At 65.6% G+C, this 18,788-nt stretch carries 17 protein-coding genes; 2 read left to right on the top strand and 15 right to left on the bottom strand.

From position 1 onward, the window contains the following. Positions 1 to 21: 21 nt before the first annotated feature. The 5 genes from QX128_RS23690 to QX128_RS23670 are packed head-to-tail and all read right to left on the bottom strand — an operon-like array spanning position 22 to position 6,038. On the bottom strand, positions 22 to 264 hold the full coding sequence (locus tag QX128_RS23690; RefSeq protein WP_315777578.1) for a formate dehydrogenase subunit delta: 243 nt from the start codon (positions 262 to 264) through the stop codon (positions 22 to 24). After that, positions 254 to 1,102, bottom strand: coding sequence for a formate dehydrogenase accessory sulfurtransferase FdhD (gene fdhD / locus QX128_RS23685; protein WP_315805077.1), 849 nt, complete (start codon positions 1,100 to 1,102; stop codon positions 254 to 256). Before fdhD ends, QX128_RS23690 begins: the two co-directional genes overlap by 11 nt. Before the next feature lies 1 nt (position 1,103). Beyond that, entirely contained in the window at positions 1,104 to 3,983 is a 2,880-nt protein-coding gene (fdhF, locus tag QX128_RS23680; RefSeq protein ID WP_315805078.1) for a formate dehydrogenase subunit alpha, read from the bottom strand. A gap of 25 nt (positions 3,984 to 4,008) precedes the next feature. Beyond that, positions 4,009 to 5,565, bottom strand: coding sequence for an NADH-quinone oxidoreductase subunit NuoF (locus QX128_RS23675; protein ID WP_316238670.1), 1,557 nt, complete (start codon positions 5,563 to 5,565; stop codon positions 4,009 to 4,011). Beyond that, positions 5,562 to 6,038 carry a formate dehydrogenase subunit gamma gene (locus QX128_RS23670; RefSeq protein ID WP_316238745.1) on the bottom strand — a complete coding sequence of 159 codons (477 nt, stop codon included), beginning with the start codon at positions 6,036 to 6,038 and terminating at the stop codon, positions 5,562 to 5,564. Before QX128_RS23670 ends, QX128_RS23675 begins: the two co-directional genes overlap by 4 nt. A 262-nt stretch (positions 6,039 to 6,300) precedes the next feature. On the opposite strand from QX128_RS23670, the gene QX128_RS23665 reads away from it, so the two are divergent. Beyond that, a complete protein-coding gene (locus QX128_RS23665; protein WP_316238669.1) occupies positions 6,301 to 7,194 on the top strand; it encodes a LysR family transcriptional regulator in 894 nt (297 codons plus the stop codon). A 57-nt stretch (positions 7,195 to 7,251) separates the two neighbouring features. On the opposite strand, the gene QX128_RS23660 is transcribed toward QX128_RS23665, so the two are convergent. From QX128_RS23660 to QX128_RS23630, 7 genes are all read right to left on the bottom strand, one after another. After that, positions 7,252 to 7,593: an antibiotic biosynthesis monooxygenase gene (locus QX128_RS23660; protein ID WP_316182739.1), complete on the bottom strand. Its 342-nt coding sequence runs from the start codon at positions 7,591 to 7,593 to the stop codon at positions 7,252 to 7,254. A gap of 114 nt (positions 7,594 to 7,707) precedes the next feature. Then, complete coding sequence (locus QX128_RS23655; RefSeq protein WP_316238668.1) at positions 7,708 to 8,220, bottom strand: isoprenylcysteine carboxyl methyltransferase family protein; 513 nt, start codon at positions 8,218 to 8,220, stop codon at positions 7,708 to 7,710. A gap of 336 nt (positions 8,221 to 8,556) precedes the next feature. Next, complete coding sequence (locus QX128_RS23650; RefSeq protein ID WP_316238667.1) at positions 8,557 to 8,895, bottom strand: antibiotic biosynthesis monooxygenase; 339 nt, start codon at positions 8,893 to 8,895, stop codon at positions 8,557 to 8,559. Between the two features lie 99 nt (positions 8,896 to 8,994). Beyond that, entirely contained in the window at positions 8,995 to 9,600 is a 606-nt protein-coding gene (locus QX128_RS23645) for a hypothetical protein (RefSeq protein ID WP_316238666.1), read from the bottom strand. Positions 9,601 to 9,606: 6 nt separating this feature from the next. Next, the gene (locus QX128_RS23640) at positions 9,607 to 10,335 is read right to left on the bottom strand and encodes a hypothetical protein (RefSeq protein ID WP_316238665.1); all 729 of its coding nucleotides are present in this window, start codon (positions 10,333 to 10,335) and stop codon (positions 9,607 to 9,609) included. 1,193 nt (positions 10,336 to 11,528) lie between these two features. Next, positions 11,529 to 13,853, bottom strand: a complete 2,325-nt coding sequence (locus QX128_RS23635) for a PAS domain-containing sensor histidine kinase (RefSeq protein ID WP_315805085.1) — start codon at positions 13,851 to 13,853, stop codon at positions 11,529 to 11,531. Between the two features lie 207 nt (positions 13,854 to 14,060). Next, complete coding sequence (locus QX128_RS23630; protein ID WP_315805086.1) at positions 14,061 to 15,374, bottom strand: cation diffusion facilitator family transporter; 1,314 nt, start codon at positions 15,372 to 15,374, stop codon at positions 14,061 to 14,063. On the opposite strand from QX128_RS23630, the gene QX128_RS23625 reads away from it, so the two are divergent. After that, the gene (locus QX128_RS23625) at positions 15,355 to 15,483 is read left to right on the top strand and encodes a hypothetical protein (RefSeq protein ID WP_315716165.1); all 129 of its coding nucleotides are present in this window, start codon (positions 15,355 to 15,357) and stop codon (positions 15,481 to 15,483) included. The genes QX128_RS23630 and QX128_RS23625 overlap by 20 nt on opposite strands. Before the next feature lie 74 nt (positions 15,484 to 15,557). Here the strand turns inward: QX128_RS23625 and QX128_RS23620 are convergent, their stop codons facing one another. The 3 genes from QX128_RS23620 to oxlT form a co-directional block, all read right to left on the bottom strand. Next, complete coding sequence (locus QX128_RS23620; RefSeq protein ID WP_316238664.1) at positions 15,558 to 16,526, bottom strand: zinc-binding alcohol dehydrogenase family protein; 969 nt, start codon at positions 16,524 to 16,526, stop codon at positions 15,558 to 15,560. Positions 16,527 to 16,662: 136 nt separating this feature from the next. Then, entirely contained in the window at positions 16,663 to 17,082 is a 420-nt protein-coding gene (locus tag QX128_RS23615) for a CBS domain-containing protein (protein ID WP_172114347.1), read from the bottom strand. A gap of 212 nt (positions 17,083 to 17,294) precedes the next feature. Then, positions 17,295 to 18,608, bottom strand: a complete 1,314-nt coding sequence (gene oxlT, locus QX128_RS23610) for an oxalate/formate MFS antiporter (protein ID WP_316238663.1) — start codon at positions 18,606 to 18,608, stop codon at positions 17,295 to 17,297. Between the last annotated feature and the right edge of the window lie 180 nt (positions 18,609 to 18,788).

Below are 18,788 nucleotides of genomic sequence, written 5' to 3'. Positions count from 1 at the left end.
GGAGCGCGGTCGGACGGCCGCCTATGCCTTTTCCTTGGCGACCGCCGCCTGCTTCAGCCGGCCGATCGCTTCCTTCACCGCCGGGTCGAGGCCGGCGCCGCCGGCATCGTGGTGCGCATAGATCGTCTTGAGCATGCGCGGGTCCCAGAACTTCTTGATGTGCTCGGCGACGCCGGCGACCTCTTTCTCCTGCCCCTGGCTCTGGAAGAACTTGCCGATCTGGTTGGCCATGTAGACGAGGCGCTCGGAGGGGTTATGCGACATGGGTGTTGTCCGTCTGTGTTGGTCGCGCGCCGGTCTCGGCGCCCGCGACGATCCGGTCGGGATGGGTGAAGATTTCGAAGCCGTCGTTGCGGGCCACGGCAATGAGCGTGATGCCCGCGGCGTCCGCCATGCGAATGGCGAGCGCGGTCGGCGCTGACACCGCGACCATGATGGGTGCGCCCATGGCAGCCGCCTTCTGCACCAGCTCGACCGAGACGCGGCTCGTCAGGATCACGAGGCCCTCGCTCGCCGCACAGCGCGCTTGCGCGAGGTGGCCGGCGAGCTTGTCGAGGGCGTTGTGGCGGCCGACATCCTCGCGGAGCGCGACGATGCCGCGCGCCGGCGTCCAGAAGGCGGCGGCGTGCACCGCGCGGGTCTCGTGGTTGAGCTTCTGCAGCGGCTCGATCGCCGCCAGGGCCGCCATGACGTCGCGCGGCGTGAAACGCCGGCCGTCGGGGACATGCGCTGCCGGCCGGACCGCTTCGCTGATGGAATCGATGCCGCACAGGCCGCAGCCGGTGGGGCCGGCGATGTTGCGGCGGCGCTCGGCCAGGCGTTCGGCGAGAGCGTCGGGCAGCCACATCCTGAGTTCGATGCCGTCATCCAGCTCGACGACGTCCAGCGAGATGATGTCGTCGCGGCTCGTGACCAGACCTTCGTTCAGGCTGAAGCCGATGGCGAAGTCGCGGAGGTCCTGCGGCGTCGCCATCATGACGGCCTGGGTGCCGCCATTGTAGGTCAGCGCGACCGCAGTCTCCTCCGGCACGCGGCGGTGGCCCTCGGTGAGGGCTCCGTCGCGCCAGACCAGACGATCCGCGATGCGCACTGCATCGGTCATGCTACTCCGCCGCCTCCACGACCGGGGCGATGCGGCGCGAGTTGCGGGCCTGCTCGTCATAAGCCTTTTGCCAGTCCGACGGACCGTTGGACTGCGACACCTGCACCGCCGTGACCTTGTACTCCGGACAATTGGTCGCCCAGTCCGAGTAATCGGTGGTGATGACGTTGGCCTGGGTCAGCGGATGGTGGAACGTGGTGTAGACCACGCCCGGCGCCACGCGCTCCGAGATCAGCGCATGCAAGGTGGTCTCGCCGGCGCGGCTCGTCAGCCGCACCCAGTCGCCGTCGCGAATGCCGCGCTGCTCGGCATCGTGCGGATGGATCTCCAGCACGTCCTCGCCATGCCACACCACGTTGTCGGTGCGCCGCGTCTGGGCGCCGACATTGTACTGCGACAGGATGCGCCCCGTGGTGAGTAGCAGCGGGAAGCGCGGGCCGGTGCGCTCGTCGGTCGCGACATATTCGGTGACCACGAACTTGCCCTTGCCGCGGACGAAGCCGTCGACATGCATGATCGGCGAGCCCTCGGGATACTTCTCGTTGCAGGGCCACTGCACCGAGCCCATCTCCTCGAGCTTCTGGTAGGAGACGCCGGTGAAGGTCGGCGTCAGCGCCGCGATCTCGTCCATGATCTCGGACGGGTGGTTGTACGTCATCTCGAAGCCCATCGCCTTGGCGAGGCCGATCGTGACCTCCCAGTCGGCCATGCCATTGCGCGGCGTCATCACCTTGCGCACGCGCTGGATGCGGCGCTCGGCATTGGTGAAGGTGCCGTCCTTCTCCAGGAAGGTCGAGCCGGGCAGGAACACGTGGGCGTAGTTGGCGGTCTCGTTCAGGAACAGGTCCTGCACGATGACGCATTCCATCGACGACAGCGCCTGCACCACATGCGTGGTGTTCGGATCGGACTGCAGGATGTCCTCGCCCTGCACATAGAGGCCCATGAAGGTGCCTTCGATCGCCGAGTCGAACATGTTGGGGATGCGCAGGCCCGGCTCGGGGTTGAGCTTGACGTTCCACATCGCCTCGAACTGCTCGCGCACCGCGTCGCCCGCAATATGCCGGTAGCCCGGCAGCTCGTGCGGGAACGAGCCCATGTCGCAGGAGCCCTGCACGTTGTTCTGGCCGCGCAGCGGGTTCACGCCGACGCCGCGGCGGCCGATATTGCCGGTCGCCATTGCGAGGTTGGCGATCGCGATCACCGTGGTCGAGCCCTGGCTGTGCTCGGTGACGCCCAGGCCGTAATAGATCGCGCCGTTGCCGCCGGTGGCGTAGAGCCGGGCGGCGCCGCGGATCGCTTCCGCATCGACACCGGAGATCTTTGCGACCGCTTCGGGGCTGTTCTTCTCCAGCGCGACGAACTCGGCCCAATCCTGGAATTCGCTCCAGTCGCAGCGCTCGCGCACGAAGGTCTCGTTGACGAGGCCCTCGGTGACGATGACATGCGCCATCGCGGTTAGGATCGCGACGTTGGTGCCGGGCAGCAGCGGCAGATGGTAGTCCGCCGCGACATGCGCCGACTTCACGAGATCGATCTTGCGCGGATCGACAACGATCAGCTTGGCGCTTTGGCGCAGCCGCTTCTTCATGCGCGAGCCGAACACCGGATGCGCGTCGGTCGGGTTGGCGCCGATCACCATGATGACGTCGCTGTCCTCGACCGAGTCGAAGTCCTGCGTGCCGGCCGAGGTGCCGAAGGTGGTGGCAAGGCCGTAGCCGGTCGGCGAATGGCAGACGCGGGCGCAGGTGTCGACGTTGTTGTTGCCGAAGCCGGCGCGGATCAGCTTCTGCACCAGATAGGTCTCTTCGTTGGTGCAGCGTGACGAGGTGATGCCGCCGATCGAGTCGCGGCCATACTTCGCCTGGATGCCACGCATCTTGTCGGCGGCGAATTTGAACGCCTCGTCATAGGAGACCTCGCGCCAGGGCTGGTCGATGCTCTCGCGGATCATCGGCTTGAGGATGCGCTCCTTGTGGGTCGCATAGCCCCAGGCGAAGCGGCCCTTGACGCAGGAATGGCCGCGATTGGCCTTGCCGTCCTTGTACGGCATCATGCGCACCACTTCCTCCCCGCGCATCTCGGCCTTGAAGGTGCAGCCGACGCCGCAATAGGCGCAGGTGGTGACGGCCGAGTGCTCGGGCTGGCCGATCTCGATCACGCTCTTCTCGGTCAGGGTCGCGGTCGGGCAGGCCTGCACGCAGGCGCCGCAGGAGACGCATTCCGAGCCGAGGAAGCTCTCGCTCATGCCGGGCGACACCCGGCTGTCGAAGCCGCGGCCCGAGATGGTCAGCGCGAACGTGCCCTGGACCTCCTCGCAGGCGCGGACGCAGCGCGAGCAGACGATGCACTTGGAGGGATCGTAGGTGAAATAGGGGTTGGACTCGTCCTTCGGCAGCCAGGCCGGATTGGCCTCGCCGCAGGCGTCGGCGAACACGTGGTTCTCACCCTGGTTGCCGTAGCGCACGTCACGCAGACCGACCGCGCCGGCCATGTCCTGCAGCTCACAATCGCCATTGGCGGCGCAGGTCAGACAGTCGAGCGGATGGTCGGAGATGTAAAGCTCCATCACGCCCTTGCGCAGCTTCTTCAGCCGCTCGGTCTGGGTGTGCACGACGAGGCCCGCGGCCACCGGCGTGGTGCACGAGGCCGGCGTGCCGGCGCGGCCCTCGACCTCGACGAGGCAGAGGCGGCACGAGCCGAATGCGTCGACCATGTCGGTCGCGCACAGTTTCGGGATCTGCGTGCCGGCCTCCATGGCCGCGCGCATGATCGAGGTGCCCTCGGGAACGGTGATGCTCTGGCCGTCGATGGTGAGCGTGACCATCTTTTCGGACTTGGAGAGCGGCGTGCCGTAATCGGTTTCGTGGATGAGCGACATGGTCGGTGTCCTTGTTCCCGATATCCTATTCCGCAGCCTGCAGGCGCGGCTGCTGGGGGCCGAAATCTTCGCGGAAGTGCTTCAGCGCCGAGAGCACAGGGTAGGGCGTGAAGCCGCCGAGTGCACAGAGCGATCCGAGCTTCATAGTGCCGCAGAGGTCCTCGACCAGGGCGATGTTCTCGGCGACGCGCTCGCCGCGGCGGATCTTGTCGATGGTCTCGGCGCCGCGCGTCGAGCCGATGCGGCAGGGCGTGCACTTGCCGCAGGATTCGATGGCGCAGAACTCCATCGCGAAGCGCGCCTGCTTCGACATGTCGACGGTGTCGTCGAACACGACGATGCCGCCATGGCCGATCAGGCCGTCCTTGGCGGTGAACGCCTCGTAGTCGAACGGCGTGTCGAACAGGGCGCGTGGGAAGTAGGCGCCGAGCGGACCGCCGACCTGCACCGCACGAACGGGACGGCCGGTGAAGGTGCCGCCGCCGATGTCGTCGACCAGTTCGCCCAGCGTGATGCCGAACGCGGTCTCGAACAGGCCGCCGAACTTGACGTTGCCGGCGATCTGGATCGGCATCGTGCCGCGCGAGCGTCCCATGCCGAAATCGGCATAGGCCTTGGCGCCCTCGTCGAGGATGAACGGGATCGCGGCGAACGACAGCAGGTTGTTGACCACGGTCGGCTTGCCGAACAAACCATGATGGGCGGGCAGCGGCGGCTTGGCGCGCACGATGCCGCGCTTGCCCTCGAGGCTCTCCATCAGCGCGGTCTCTTCGCCACAGACATAGGCGCCGGCGCCGGTGCGGACCTCCAGCTCGAACGTATAGTTCGAGCCCGCGATCTTGTCGCCGAGCAGGCCCGCCTTCCTGGCGATGTCGATCGCCTTGGCCATGGTCGCGATCGCGTGCGGATATTCCGAACGCGTGTAGATGTAGCCCTTGGTGGCGCCCACCGCGATGCCGCAGATCGTCATGCCTTCGATCAGGACGAAGGGGTCGCCTTCCATCAGCATGCGGTCGGCGAAGGTGCCGCTGTCGCCTTCGTCGGCGTTGCAGATGACGTATTTGCGGTCGGCTGCCGTCTGCGCCACCGTCTTCCACTTGATGCCGGTCGGGAAGCCGGCGCCGCCGCGGCCGCGCAGGCCGGAGGTGGTGACCTCGGCAATCACGGCGTCAGGCGTCAGCGACAGGGCGCGCGTCAGGCCCTTGTAGCCGCCATGGGCGCGGTAGTCGTCGAGCGACAGCGGATCGACGATGCCGCAGCGGGCGAAGGTGAGGCGGGTCTGCCGCTTCAGCCACGGGATCTCCTCGGTCAGGCCGAGCGAGAGCTTGTGCGACTTGTCGGCGATAACAGCGTCGAGCAGCGACGGCACGTCGTCTGCTGTCACCGGTCCGAAGCCGAACCGGCCCTGCGCCGTCTCCAATTCGACCAGCGGCTCCAGCCAGTACAACCCACGCGAGCCGTTGCGCACGATCTCGATATCGACCTTCCGCTCCAGCGCCGCCTTGTGCAGCGCGTGGGCGACCTCATCGGCGCCGACGGCGAGTGCGCCGGCATCACACGGGACAAAAAGACGCATGCTCATCGCTGGGCCTCCGAGACGAGAGCATCGATCCGGGCTTCGTCGAGCCGGCCGACCAGCCGGCCGTCGATCATCGCCGATGGCGCGGTGGCGCACAGGCCGAGGCAGTAGATCGGCTCGAGCGTGACGCGCTCGTCGGCCGTGGTGTTGCCCATCGCGATCCCGAGCTTGGCCTCGGCGCGGGCCGCGAGCGCGTCGCCGCCAGCGGCCTGGCAGGCCTCGGCGCGGCACAGCTTGAGCACGTGACGACCGGCCTTCTTGGCCCGGAAATCATGGTAGAACGTGAACACGCCGTAAACCTCGGCGCGCGAGAGGTTCAAAGCGGATGCGATCATCGGAATGGCATCCTCCGGCACGTGGCCGAACGTCTCCTGCAACGCATGGAGGATGGGCAAGGTTGCTCCCTCCATCTTGCTATGTTCGGCGATGATCTCGGCGCCGCGCGCCGCGTCCCAACTTTCGTACACCGGCGTCATCCTGATCCCGATTCTGCGTTGCAAGCGTTTCGCACATCCAAATTGGAATTGCTCAAGATATCAATAAAGCAGTCCCGTGCTGCGATAGCGAAACGCAATCGAGAGATAGCTAGAAGTTGACGAAAAACGGGCCTTCGCGCGACCGGCTTGCGGCCGCGTTTTACCGTGTCGGCGACACCCTCGTCGTGATAGGTTTCACCCTGGCCGGCAGCCGCCGAAAACGCGTGGAACCGGGCCGTTCAACCGCTGGAAGGCCGCCCTCTTGATCGACAAGCTCGAATTGCTGCTGGCGCTGGCCAAGGAGCGTCATTTCGGCCGGGCGGCGGAGGCGTGCGGCGTCACCCAGCCGACCATGTCGACCAGCATCAAGCAGCTCGAGGAGATTCTCGGGGTGATGCTGGTGCAGCGGGGCTCGCGGTTCCAGGGGTTCACGCCCGAAGGCGAGCGAACGCTGGATTGGGCGCGCCGGATCGTCGGCGACTTCCGGGCGATGCGCCAGGAGATCAACGGCCTCAAGGACAAGCTGTCCGGCGAGATCCGCATCGCGGCGGTGCCGACCGTGCTCGGCATGGTGGCCTCGCTGACGACGCCGTTCCGCGCCAAGCATCCGGAGGTCCGGTTCCGCATCATGTCGTGCACCTCGGCCGACGTGCTGGGACTGCTGGAGAACCTCGAGGTCGACGCCGGACTGACCTACATCGAGAACGAGCCGATCGGCCGTGTCAGAACCATCCCGCTCTACAACGAGAGCTACCGCCTGCTGACGGCGCCTGACGCCATGTTCGGCGATCGCGAGCAGGTGACCTGGAAGGATGTCGGGCAGGTGCCGCTGTGCCTCTTGACGCCCGACATGCAGAACCGCCGCATCATCGACCGCGCGCTGCGCGCCGCCGGCAACGACGTCACGCCGACGCTCACCTCGAACTCGCTGCTCGTGCTCTACACCCATGTAAAGACCGGCCGCTGGGCCAGCGTGATGCCGGCCAAGCTTGCCGAGACGCTCGGCCTCGCCGACAAGGTGCGCTCGATCCCGATCGTCGATCCCGTGATCAACTACCAGATCGGCCTCGTCATCCCGCAGCGCGACCCGATGACGCCGCTGATCGCGGCCCTGGTGCAGGTGGCGCGCGAGGTCGCGCCCAGCCTGCAGGCGTGAGGCGCATGTCGGCACCGTCACCCGACCTCGCCGGCGTCATCGGCGGACTTCGGGCTCTCATGCGGTCGCGGAGCTCCGGCCTTGCGCGTGGCGCGTGGCCCGGAGCTCGTAATGCGCGGCATGGCCGTCGTAGCGGCTGAGCAGCTTCCGCGCCGCGGGCGGAACCACCGCCGCGTCATGGGCTGGACCCGCAAAGCGAACCACCGCCGCCTGATCGGCGAAGGTCATGATCGTCACGAATTCGACCTCGGCCTCCAGCGGTCTGCGCAGCAGCTCGATGCCTAGAAATCCTTCGATTGCCCGATCGACGATGGCTGGAAAGATCGTCAACCGCAGCAGCTCCTCATAGGCATCGGCATCCACCGCCCTGGTCCAGCCGTGCCAAATCCGCTTCAGCATCGCGATGCTCCCTTGGGTCCGATGATGGTCACCGAACCCTTGCACGGGCGTCGGGCGCCGGACTTGGTGAAAGTTGCGGTCCGCGCTGCGAACTCGCGGAGCGGCTGCCTCCGCTCAGTAGGCCGCAAATTGCTCCCGCATGATCTTCTCCTCCTGCCGGATCCGCAAGGTCAGCGGCACGGCATAGATGATCAGGCCGGCCACGAGCGTGACATAGGCGTGCAGCGTCAGCGCGTAGCCGATCAGCTCAGGCAGGATGTTGAGGAAGTAGTTCGGGTGGCGCACGATCCGGAACAGCGGATGGGTCACCAGCGCGTGGTCGCGCGCGAGCATCAGCTTGACGGTCCAGAGGCGGCCGAGCAACTGCGACACCACGAGCAGCATCACCGCGCCGAACAGATAGATCACGAATCCGATGATGCTGACGGCGTCGAGCGGTGCATCCCGGACGAGGCCCTCGGCCGTCGCGGCGAGATAGAAGGCGACATGCGCGATGGCCAGCCAGCGCGACACGGATGCGCCGTATTCGACGGCGCCTTCGGCGCGCAGCCGCTTCTCGTTGCGGATCGAGATGCCGAGCATGGCAAAGCGATAGGCGAAGGCGGCAACGATAAAGGCGATGATCACACGCGGTACTCCAGTTCTCGGAGCGATTGCCTTAGTTGCCCATGCGTAGGTGCGTCAATACCACGTTCCGCTCATGTTGCTTACCAAGCACGAAGCGATGTCATGATGCGGTCATCCACCTGCGTCATGCAGCCCGCGCTGCCCTTCTGAAGGGCAAGCCGATCGCATTCCTGGGCATCATCCGCCGCGTCCGTGCCTAGGCACGCATCATCAGTCGTGACAGCATACGCCTCTCTCCACCCGTCATTGCGAGCGCAGCGAAGCAATCCAGGCTGCCGCCGCAGGGATGGTCGGCGCTGCAGGTAGGCCTCGCTAGTGCCATCGGCCGGCGAGGGCTCATGCGCTCCCCGAATGCTGAGCTTGCGCCTGGCCCGTGATCCTTAGCTCATAATGCGCGGCTTGGCCGTCATAGCGGCTGAGCAGCCGTTGCGCTGCCGGTGGCACCACGGCTGTCTCATGCATCGGACCGGCGAAGCACACCACCGCCGCCTGATCGGCGAACGTCATGATCGTCGCGAACTCGTCGCCGTCGATCGGCCTGCGCAGCAGCTCGATGCTCAAAAACCCCGCGATGTTCCGGGCCTCGATCCCTGGAAAGATCGCCGCGCGCAGCAGGTCCTCATAGGCATCGGCATTTGCGGGAGTGCTCCAGCCGCACCAGATGCGCTTTAGCATCAGATTGTCCCTCGACAGTGCGATCTCGACTCTCGCGCAGTGAGGTCCGCCAAACTTGGCAATAATTGCTGATCGCCGTCGACGACTGCCACGTGCGGATCAGGCGCCGCCGATCCTCGCCAACAACTCGCGCTGCCAAGATTTGAGGCCAGGGTCGTTGGAACGCATCCTGGCGCTGGCCCTCAACTCAGGTGAAATGTCTTTGCGTTCCGGAGCGAACTGTCGCTCCAGGAGACCTTGCAGCACGGCCTCTGCGTGTCCCGAAACCGGCACACCGATGAGGTCGAACAGGAGCTCGTCGGCTCCAGCCCAGCCTGGAGCGGAAAGCGGCGTTACGGCGCGATACAGGCTGAGACCCAGTGCGACCCGGAGAGGATCGCGACTCGCGAACAGGCCGAGCATGCGCCCCTTGATGCGGTCGGGAAATTGCGTGTATTCCAGAAGCGCGATATTCCTCCAGCGATCGACGGCCATGGCTTCGAGCATACTCGCGCCAGAGCCGACCAACTGCTGTCGACCGAAATACTGTTCAATCCCGATCAGGACCTCGTCGTAGGGAAACGGATCGACCGGGTGTCGGAGGGCATCGCGACTGACACCGATCGACTCGGCCAGAAGCACCTCGCCATCGACCGGCGGACCAGCCTCCACAGGGGTTGGTCGCTTCTCGAACAGGGCCAGTGGAAGAACCCACTTCATGTCCATGGTCCCCTAGATCCGTCGGGCCAGGACGCGGCTATGTCCGGAGTTTCGTTCCAGAAGTTCGTAGACATAGCCGTGGAAGCGGATCGGCAGGTCGTCCGCCGCCAGCCAATATCTGCCGTCATGGTTTCTCTCCGAAAGGAAGAGGCCATCATCGAAATCGACGACCGAACTTTTCGTGGCGCACTTTCCTGGATAACCGAGACGGAGAAAGTCGAGCGCGCGGACGGCATTCTCCGGTGCGAGACACGCCGCGCCATCCGCCGGCCGATACAGCGTCCAATCGATCCGGCCATAGCCGGTGGACTTCAACGCCACCTCGTGAACTGACGTGGCGAGCACGCGAATGCTGGCGTCCTCATAGGACTTCGAGCTTTCGATCGCGAGAAGGGCGTGGTTCTGCTTGTCGGGCTGCTGCCGCGGCACAGCCATCTCGACCAGTGCGGCTTCATCTTGCTGCACTCGCCACGAGGAGTGGAGATAAATGGCGCCGGCAAGGACGATGGGACCCAACAGAAAGCCGTAGCGGCCCTTTACGAGCCCATAGAGCGGAATCGCCAAAAAGGGAGCGCAGGCCAGACCTAGGGGAATCAAAAGAAGCGGCGATGCAAACATCGCCACGAAGACGAGGCTGTTCGGGAGTGACGCAAACAGGGCTGCTTCGGCAAGTGATACGAGGAATACGATGCCAGCCGAGAGGACCACGTCGAGCAGAAGCAGAAGAAGGCGGCGAAGCATTGGTGCACCATGCTTTGGCGACAGGCCATGGGAAGACCCAGCCTCCCGGTTGCAGACCTCCAATCTGCAGGCAAAGAGTTAAGGGCTTGATGATCAAGTCCATCGGCGTAGCACCGCCTTGTCATGTTCGCGGGATCTCATTGCGTAACGCGGTCGCGAGCGCGGGGTGAGTCGCCCGTCGAGCGAGACGAGGCCTCGAGATGCCTTGCGAACAGGTCTCGCGTATCCCCGCGGGCCTGCGCCGAGATATAGAATTCGCAAGCGAAATCAACGTGCGACGCTCTGTCAAGATTGCCAGTGAAAAATATTCTGCTTTTCAGAATTAAAATCCTGTGTCTTCCTATGTCCATCCCGCCTCAAGCAAAGGGGCGTTGCGCGCGATCGTCACGACACGCGAGGCGGGGATGCGGTGGCCGCGGGCGTTCGCAGCGTCGTCTCAGGATGGCGCGGACGAACGGATGTCTTGCGGACGTGAAGTCGCAGCGGCCTGACACCCCGAAGCTGGTGTCCAACTCGGAGCGAGGCTTGGCTTCGCGCGGGAATGGTGGCCAACAAGCCGGCGCACCAGGGCGACTGCGTATAAGCGTGAAGACCATCGCGCAGGGAAGGCCGGGTTTGTCCGGCTGCACCTGTGGTACCTGCCGCCTGCATTTTTTCTCGCAGGCGGGCCGCAGGCGTCAGCCGACGCCTGGCCTTCCCTGCGCCCTTTGCAATTCGAAGGGCATGACTGATCGCATCACTCGGGCATCGTGTGCCGCGAGACCGCGGTGTCATGTTCGAAGCGTCCACGGTGTTCGAATGCATGGCTGTATGAGACGTAAATCCGATCTTTCGCGTGTCGTCCCGGGCAAGCCGCGTCGCGCGAGAGCACGTTGCGGCGCCGACCCGGGACGAATACTCCGCGGCGGGTGTGAGATGCGAGATGGTTGACGAGCGTGCCTCAAACGGCTGCCTGGGGTTATGGGTCCCGGCTCAAGGCCGGGACGACGGCGGTGGTTGTCGATGCAGACAGGGTACGACCAGAGTTCGTAGTTGGGCGCGCTGCCGTAGGGTGGGCAAAGCGGCGCCGTCAGGCGGCGCGTGCCCACCGTCTGCGTCGTGAACATCGGTGGGCACGGCGCGCGATGAAGCGCTGCTCGACACGCAGCTTCACGGGCGCGCCTTTGCCCACCCTACGGCATCGCGCATGCCCCTCAGGCCGCGACCGAGATGCTCGCCGTCGCCTTGTACGCGTCGCGGGGCAGGGTGACGCGGACGACGGTGCCGCACTCCAGCCGCGAGCGCAGCCGCATCGAGCCGCCGTGCAACTGGGCCAGCGAGCGGGCGATGGCGAGGCCGAGGCCGGAGCCGTGATAGGTCTTGGTCATCTGGCTCTCGACCTGCTCGAACGGGCGGCCGAGCCGCGCCAGCGACTGCGCGGGGATGCCGATGCCGGTGTCGGCGATGATGAGCACGACCTTGTCCTCGAACACGCGGCTCCGCATCGTGACACGGCCGCCTTCGGGGGTGAACTTCACCGCGTTCGACAGCAGGTTGACCATGATCTGCTTGGTGGCGCGACGGTCGGCGACGACGGGGATGCTGCCTCCGATGTCGGCGTCGAGGACGAGGCTCTTGTCCAGGGCGCGACCGGAGACGACGCGCAGCGATTCCGCCAGCGTCTTGGCGAGGTCGAGCGGCTCCATGTCGAGCTTCATGCGGCCGGCCTCGATCTTCGACATGTCGAGGATGTCGTTGATCACCTCGAGCAGATACTGACCGGAGGTCAGGATGTCGTGGCAGTATTCCTGGTACTTCTCGGAGCCGAGCGAGCCGAACATGCCGCTGCCCATGATCTCGGAGAAGCCGATGATGGCGTTGAGCGGCGTGCGCAGCTCGTGGCTCATATTGGCGAGGAATTTCGACTTGGTCTGGTTGGCTTCCTCGGCGCGGGTCTTCTCCTGCGAGTATTTCTCCGCGAGGTCGGCAAGCTCGATCGCCTGGCGCTCGAGCGCGCTCTGCGAGCGCTGCAGGTCGATCACGGTGGCGCGCAGGCGCAGGTCGTTGTCGACGAGCTTCTGCTCGTGCTCCTTGATACGGGTGATGTCGGTGCCGACCGAGACGTAGCCGCCGTCCTTGGTGCGGCGCTCGCTGATGTGCAGCCAGCTGCCGTCGTCGAGCTGCGCCTCGAAGGTGCGGCCGCCCGGCGCCTGCTGGCTGTGATCGTGCAGCCGCGTGCGGATCTCCGGCATCTTGCCGACCTCGATGACGGTCTCATAGGAGGTGCCGGGGATCACGGCGGAGTCCGGCAGCTTGTGCAGCTTCTGGAAATGCGAGTTGCACAGCACCAGCCGGTTGTTGGCGTCCCACAGCACGAAGGCTTCCGAGATCGTCTCGATCGCGTCGCGCAGGCGGAGGTCGGCCTCGACGGTCTTCTCGACCAGGCTCTTCTGCTCGGTGACGTCGACGGCGATGCCGATCAGGTGCAGGCCGGAATCGGAGGTGCCCTGGCTGAGCTCGCAACGCACCCGGAGCCAGATCCAGTGACCCTCGGTGTGGCGCATCCGGAAGCTCTGATCGATCTGGTGGATGTCGCCGGCGACGAGCTGGTCAGCGATCTCGAACAGGTCGATGTCGTCGGAGTTCACCAGCGCGTTGACCTCGCCGAAGGTGAGGAGGTCGGTGCGGTTTTCCAGGCCGAGCATCGCGAACATCGAGTTCGACCAGAAGATGCGGCCGCGCGACAGGTCCCAGTCCCACAGCCCGCAGCGGCCGCGATTGAGCGCGGTGTCGATGCGGCCCCGCACGGCGTCGTTGATCAGGTCGCCCTCGCGGGCGCGGGTCGACTGCCAGTGGAAGGCGAAGCCGAGGATCAGCACGACGAAGCCCGTCGTCGCCGACAGCGTGACCGAGAGTGCGGCGTCCGAGCCCCAGATCGGCTCGAGCTTCTCCTGGATCACCACGACGCGGCCAGGCAGCGCCTTGATCAACTGCGACACCGCGAAGGCCGGACGGCCGTTCGGCAGCGTGATCTCGGTGACCGCGCCCTGCAGGCCCGGCGTCGCCAGGAGCTGCGCGGTGGAGATCAGGTCGAGGATACGGTCGTTCTCGCCGAGTCCGGTGTCGACCGGAACCCGGGCGAGAATGCGGTGGTCGGCGCCGGTCACGATCACGTGGCGGCCGGGCGCTGCGCCCCAGGCGGGGATCAGGTCGGGCAGCAGGCTCTGCAGGTGCTCGATATGGGCGATGCGGTCCGGGCGCATCGCCAGATTGCCGATGCGGTCGGCGAGCAGGTCGGAGATCGCGGCCAGGTCGCGCTTGGTCGCGCCGCGCTTCTGACGGCTCTGGTCGAGCACCTGGACGAAAGCGCCGAGGCAGATGGTGACGAGAAAGGCGATGATCAAAGTAGGGACAGCACGACGCAATACCGGCTCAGCAGTCAGCAGCCTTTGATAGGCCGGTTTCGCGATCGATTGCGCCAACCCCTTGATGGAATCAGAAGATTGGACGCACGCGTTCGCGGCATGCGCACGCGTCATGCTGTAGACCCCCGAAACTTCTTGGATACCCGAATTTCGAAAGAGCCCCAGCCGCTTCCGAATCAAGTTGATTTGAATCCAGATTTCTCGGGCTGTCGAGAGTCAACGATTTGGCAAAAGCTAATAAATCTTATCCAATGCGGATTTGCCATGGCGAAAAGCCGGCAGAGTGAGTCCGAAGCGGGAACGCAGCGTGACGTTCAGGCCTCAACCGTGCGGCGGCTCGGCGTGACTGATGACGCGCTTGACGCTCGGGAAGGCGCGACGCACTCCGCGCTCGATGTGGTCGACATTGTCGTGCACCTTCAGCACGCTCATCGACGGCGCTGCGCGGCAGTGGAAGTTGACGATCTCGCCAGCCTCGGTGTTGCGGACGCGGACATTGTGCACGTCGTACATGTCGGTCTCGGCGGCGAGGCGCTGCAGGGCCGCGGCGATCTCGGCGATCCGCTGCGCCGGCGCGTCGACGCCGAACGGCAGCTCGGGCTCGAGCGGCTCGATATGGGTGTCGACCTCGACATCGGCGCCGAATTCGTCGCGGATCGAGCGTTCCAGCTCGTGCGCGATCGCATGTGCCGCGAACAGGCTCATGTCGCCGTCGACCTCGAGGTCGATCGCGACGATCAGGCGCCCGCCGACATCATGGACGGTGACGTGATGGATCGCGAGGCCGGAATTGCGCGCGATCACCATGATGCGCTCGCGCACGCTCTCATTGCTGAGCGCGACCGGTACCGTCGTGAAGGTGACGTCGGCGCCGGACAGGCTGGCATCGACCGCGGCCTGCGCATCGCGCTTGATCTCGTGCACGCGGTCGATCGGGTAGGTGCGCGGCACCTGCACCGTGGCGTCGACAAAATGCGTCGCGCCGACGAGCCGCACCCGCAGCCGCTCGACGTCGACGACGCCATTGATCGAACGGATCGCGGCGCGCGCCTTTTCGGCCGCGCCCTCCGGCGCGCGGTCGAGCAGTGTTTCTACGGTGGAGCGCGCCAGCCGCAGGCCGAGCATCGAGATCATCAGGGCGACGGCGACCGCGGCGGCGGAATCCCCCCACCAGAACCCGAACGCGGTGAGGACCAGGCCGGCGATGACGGCGATCGAGCCGAGCACGTCGGAGGCAAAATGCAGAGCGTCGGCGGCGAGCGCCTGGCTGTGGGTCTCGTGCGCGGCCCGGTGCAGCGCGCGGGCGCGCCAGAAATTGACGGCGATGTCGATCAGCAGCACCACGAACGGAATCGCCGACAGCGACGGCGGTGCCGCCGCCTCGCGCAGCCGGCTGACGGACTCGACCAGCACGCCGCCGGCCAGCACGTAGAGCAGGGCGATGACGCCAAGCGCCGACAGGCTCTCCAGCTTGCCGTGGCCGTAATGATGCTCGTCGTCGGCCGGCCGGTCCGATACCCGAACCACCATCCACGTGATGACGGTGGCGACGACGTCGACGGCGCTGTGCAGGGCCTCGGAGACGAGCGCGAGGCTGCCGATCAGGATGCCGACGATGAACTTCGCCGCGGCCATGCTGGCGCTCGCCGCGATCGAGATCGCGGCGACACGGGTTTTCCCGGAATCGACATGGGAGGCGGCGTCTCTCATGGCGGCGGATGTAGCAGCCGAGGCCGCACCATGAAAGCCGGGATCGCGCGGTCTATGTGCGTGGACCGCGCGCTGTTTCGAGTGCTTCTAAATCTCAGAAGGTTGCGTTCACAAGGTCACCACGATCTTGCCGAGATGCTTGTTCGCCTCCATGTGCGCGAACGCCGCGCCAATGTCGTCGAAGGCGAAGACGCGGTCGATCGGCAGCCGCAGCGTGCGCTGCTCGACCGCACCCCAGATGTCCTTCTTCACCTCGGCGAAGATCGCGCGGATCTCCTCGATCGAGCGGGTGCGGAAGGTGACGCCGACATAGGTGATGCGGCGCGCCGCGTGCAGGTCGAAGTTGAAGTCGGCATGGGTGCCGCCGAGCCGGCCGACATTGACGATGCGGCCGAGGACCTTGGTTGCGGCGAGGTTCTGATTGGCGACCTTGCCGGACACCTGGTCGATGATCAGATCGACGCCCTCGCCGTTGGTCGCCTGCAGCACCTGGTCGACCCAGGCAGGATCGCTAGAGTCGATGGCGAGATCGGCGCCGAACTCCTTGAGCCGTCCGCGGCGCATCGCATCGGTCGAGGAGCCGATCACGAGCCGGGCGCCCTTGAGCTTGGCGATCTGCATCGCCATCAGCCCGACGCCGGAGCTCGCACCCTGCACCAGCATGCGCTGGCCCGGCTGCAAAGCGCCGTTGGTGACGACGGCGTTGTGCATCGTGGTCAGCGCGATCGGCAGCGTGGCGGCCTCGTCGAAGTTCATGTTCGACGGCGCGTGGAACAGCCGGCCATGGTCGGCAAGGGTGTATTCGGCGAACGCCGCGCTGCCCGAGCCCATGACCTTGTCGCCGATCTTCACGCCCCTGGCGTCGGGCCCGAGCTCGGCGACCTCGCCGGCCCATTCCATGCCGAGGACGGTGCCGACGCCGCCGGCGGCGCCATGCACATGCCCCTTGGTCATGCCGAGATCGGCGCGATTGAGGCCGCAGGCGCGCACGCGCACCAGCACCTGCGTGCCCTTCGGCGTGGGCTTGGCGATATCGGTGATCGCGGCGCCCTGGGCGCCGTAGACATAGGCTTTCATCGCAAGGAATCCTGTCGGGTCAGAATGAGCGGCGACCTTACTGTGCCGCACCTCTCCGCGCACCGCCTAACAGGCGGCGCGCTGCTCCGACAAGGTTCTCTCAGTATTGAGCTGGTTCCGCTGACCGGGCTGGACGTCAGGCAGCGACCGGAGCTTCCGCTTCGTCGAAGGCCGAGGAGACGTCGCGCATGCTGATGACGCCGGCGAGCGCGAAGTCGACGATGACCGGGAGGTGGCGGATGTGGTGCACGTTCATCAGGTGCCGCACGTGCTCGAGCGTATCCTCGGTGCTGCAGGAGATCAGCCGCTGCGGCGAGATCAGCTGCGAGACCTTCAGGTTGACGCCGGCGGCGCCATGCTCGGCGATGGCGCGCACGACATCGCGCTCGGTGAACATGCCGGCCGCGGTATTGCCTTCGGTGCGGACGACGTCCTTGACGACGAGGGCGCTGACATTGCTGGCGCGCATCAACTGCGCCGCGACGCCGACGGTCTCGTTCATTCGCACCGTGATCACGCGCGCCGTCTTGTTGCGCAGGATGTCTCCGACCTTCATGGCACCCTCCCGTTTGGATTGGTAGTGGACGAGAGGAAGTCTGGTATACGTTATGCCAGAAGTCAATCGACTCTGATGGCTTTTTGTGCGGTCGGCCACCGGAAAACACGTCAGTGACACTGCCAGATATGACCGGGGGCGTCCCGCCCTGGCGCAAAAAAAGAGGCGCACCGCTGGTGCGCCTCCTGAAGTCGCGGGAAGAAACCGTGGCGTCACGCCATCCTGGCGTCCTGCGTGACCGACTCGGTGACCGGCTCCTTGCCGAGGATGAAGGCCCGGCGCAGCGGCTTGATCACAAACAGCGCCATCAAGGCGGCCGTCGCGTTCAGCGCGACGCCGATCACGAACACGGCCTGCCAGCCATATTTTGCGGAGACGATGCTCGCGAGCGGGACCAAGAGCGAGGCGGTGCCCTTCGCAGTGTAGAGCATGCCGTTGTTGGTCGCGGCGTATTTGCTGCCGAACGTATCGCCCGAGGTCGCCGGAAACAGGCTGTAGATTTCGCCGAAGACGCCGAAATAGACGGCGGTGGCGAGCACGAACACGATCGGGTTGTGCCCGTAGCTCGACAGCGTCAGCAGCATCAAAGCGGCCGTGCCGAAGGCGATGAACATGGTGTGCTCACGACCGATCGTGTCGGAGATCCAGCCGAACACAGGGCGGCCGAAGCCGTCGAAAATGCGATCGAGCGAGATCGCGAACGTCAGCGCCGCCATCTGGAAGCCGGCGAGCGACACCGGCTCGTTGGCGATCTTGAAATCGTGGGCGATCGGGGCGATCTGGGCGGCGGTCATCAGGCCGCCGGAGGCCACCATGACGAACACCAGATACATGATCCAGAAGATCGGCGTGCGCAGCACCTGCGGCGGCGTGTAGTCGATCTTGGTCTGCGGCAGGTTGAGCTGCTTCTTGCGGGCCGGCACCGCAACCGTCGGCGGCCGCAGGAAGATCGCGAGCACGAACACGACCAACCCCTGGCCGATGCCGAAGGTGAAGAAGGCGCTCTGATAACCGCTCGAGGCGATCATGCTGGCGATCGGCACCACGGTCAGCGCCGCACCGGCGCCGAAGCCCGCGGCGGTGGCACCAGCGGCGAGCCCGCGGCGGTCGGGAAACCATTTCAGCGCATTGCCGACGCAGGTGCCATACACCGCACCAGCACCGATGCCGCCGATGACGGCGCCGGCGTAGAGCAGGGTGAGCGAGTCGGCGTAGGAGTTCAGCACCCATGCCAGCGAAATCATGACGGCGCCGAACATGATGACGAGGCGCGGGCCGTATTTGTCGACGAACCACGCCTCGACCGGCACGAGCCAGGTTTCGGTGACGACGAAGATCGTGAAGGCCAGCTGGATCGCCGTGCGACCCCAGTGAAACTTCGCGTCGATCGGATCGACGAACAGTGTCCAGCCATATTGCAGGTTGGCGATCATCGCCATGCAGATGATGCCCATCGCGAGCTGGAGCCAGCGGAAGCCGCTGGACTGTGCCTGGACAGGCGGTGTTGCCTCTGTGCTGGAAACCATGTGTCCTCCCAAACGCGCGCTCTGTTGGAGGATGCCGCTGCGAGCGCGCTCCTCATCTGCGCATCGAGCCATTCTGGTATAACATATTCCAGTCTGCAATATGGCCTGCGACACAGGGTGCGACATGTTGCTTCGCAGCGAAACCGAAATCGTCCGCCAAGCAAAAGAAAACGCTCGGCA

It is taken from the genome of Bradyrhizobium sp. SZCCHNR1015 (genome assembly GCF_032489875.1).
Lineage (GTDB): Bacteria > Pseudomonadota > Alphaproteobacteria > Rhizobiales > Xanthobacteraceae > Bradyrhizobium.
This window is presented reverse-complemented; position numbering and strand designations above follow the sequence as displayed.

Bases quoted from the DNA above. Each gene is read 5' to 3' on its own strand.
- QX128_RS23675 (WP_316238670.1), bottom strand. From the start codon at position 5,565: ATGAGCATGCGTCTTTTTGTCCCGTGTGATGCCGGCGCACTCGCCGTC.
- QX128_RS23670 (WP_316238745.1), bottom strand. From the start codon at position 6,038: ATGACGCCGGTGTACGAAAGTTGGGACGCGGCGCGCGGCGCCGAGATC.
- fdhF (WP_315805078.1), bottom strand. From the start codon at position 3,983: ATGTCGCTCATCCACGAAACCGATTACGGCACGCCGCTCTCCAAGTCC.
- QX128_RS23635 (WP_315805085.1), bottom strand. From the start codon at position 13,853: ATGACGCGTGCGCATGCCGCGAACGCGTGCGTCCAATCTTCTGATTCC.
- QX128_RS23660 (WP_316182739.1), bottom strand. From the start codon at position 7,593: ATGCTGAAGCGGATTTGGCACGGCTGGACCAGGGCGGTGGATGCCGAT.
- QX128_RS23690 (WP_315777578.1), bottom strand. From the start codon at position 264: ATGTCGCATAACCCCTCCGAGCGCCTCGTCTACATGGCCAACCAGATC.
- QX128_RS23615 (WP_172114347.1), bottom strand. From the start codon at position 17,082: ATGAAGGTCGGAGACATCCTGCGCAACAAGACGGCGCGCGTGATCACG.
- QX128_RS23630 (WP_315805086.1), bottom strand. From the start codon at position 15,374: ATGGCCGCGGCGAAGTTCATCGTCGGCATCCTGATCGGCAGCCTCGCG.
- QX128_RS23650 (WP_316238667.1), bottom strand. From the start codon at position 8,895: ATGCTAAAGCGCATCTGGTGCGGCTGGAGCACTCCCGCAAATGCCGAT.
- QX128_RS23620 (WP_316238664.1), bottom strand. From the start codon at position 16,526: ATGAAAGCCTATGTCTACGGCGCCCAGGGCGCCGCGATCACCGATATC.
- oxlT (WP_316238663.1), bottom strand. From the start codon at position 18,608: ATGGTTTCCAGCACAGAGGCAACACCGCCTGTCCAGGCACAGTCCAGC.
- fdhD (WP_315805077.1), bottom strand. From the start codon at position 1,102: ATGACCGATGCAGTGCGCATCGCGGATCGTCTGGTCTGGCGCGACGGA.
- QX128_RS23645 (WP_316238666.1), bottom strand. From the start codon at position 9,600: ATGGACATGAAGTGGGTTCTTCCACTGGCCCTGTTCGAGAAGCGACCA.
- QX128_RS23625 (WP_315716165.1), top strand. From the start codon at position 15,355: ATGAACTTCGCCGCGGCCATGCTGGCGCTCGCCGCGATCGAGATCGCG.
- QX128_RS23640 (WP_316238665.1), bottom strand. From the start codon at position 10,335: ATGCTTCGCCGCCTTCTTCTGCTTCTGCTCGACGTGGTCCTCTCGGCT.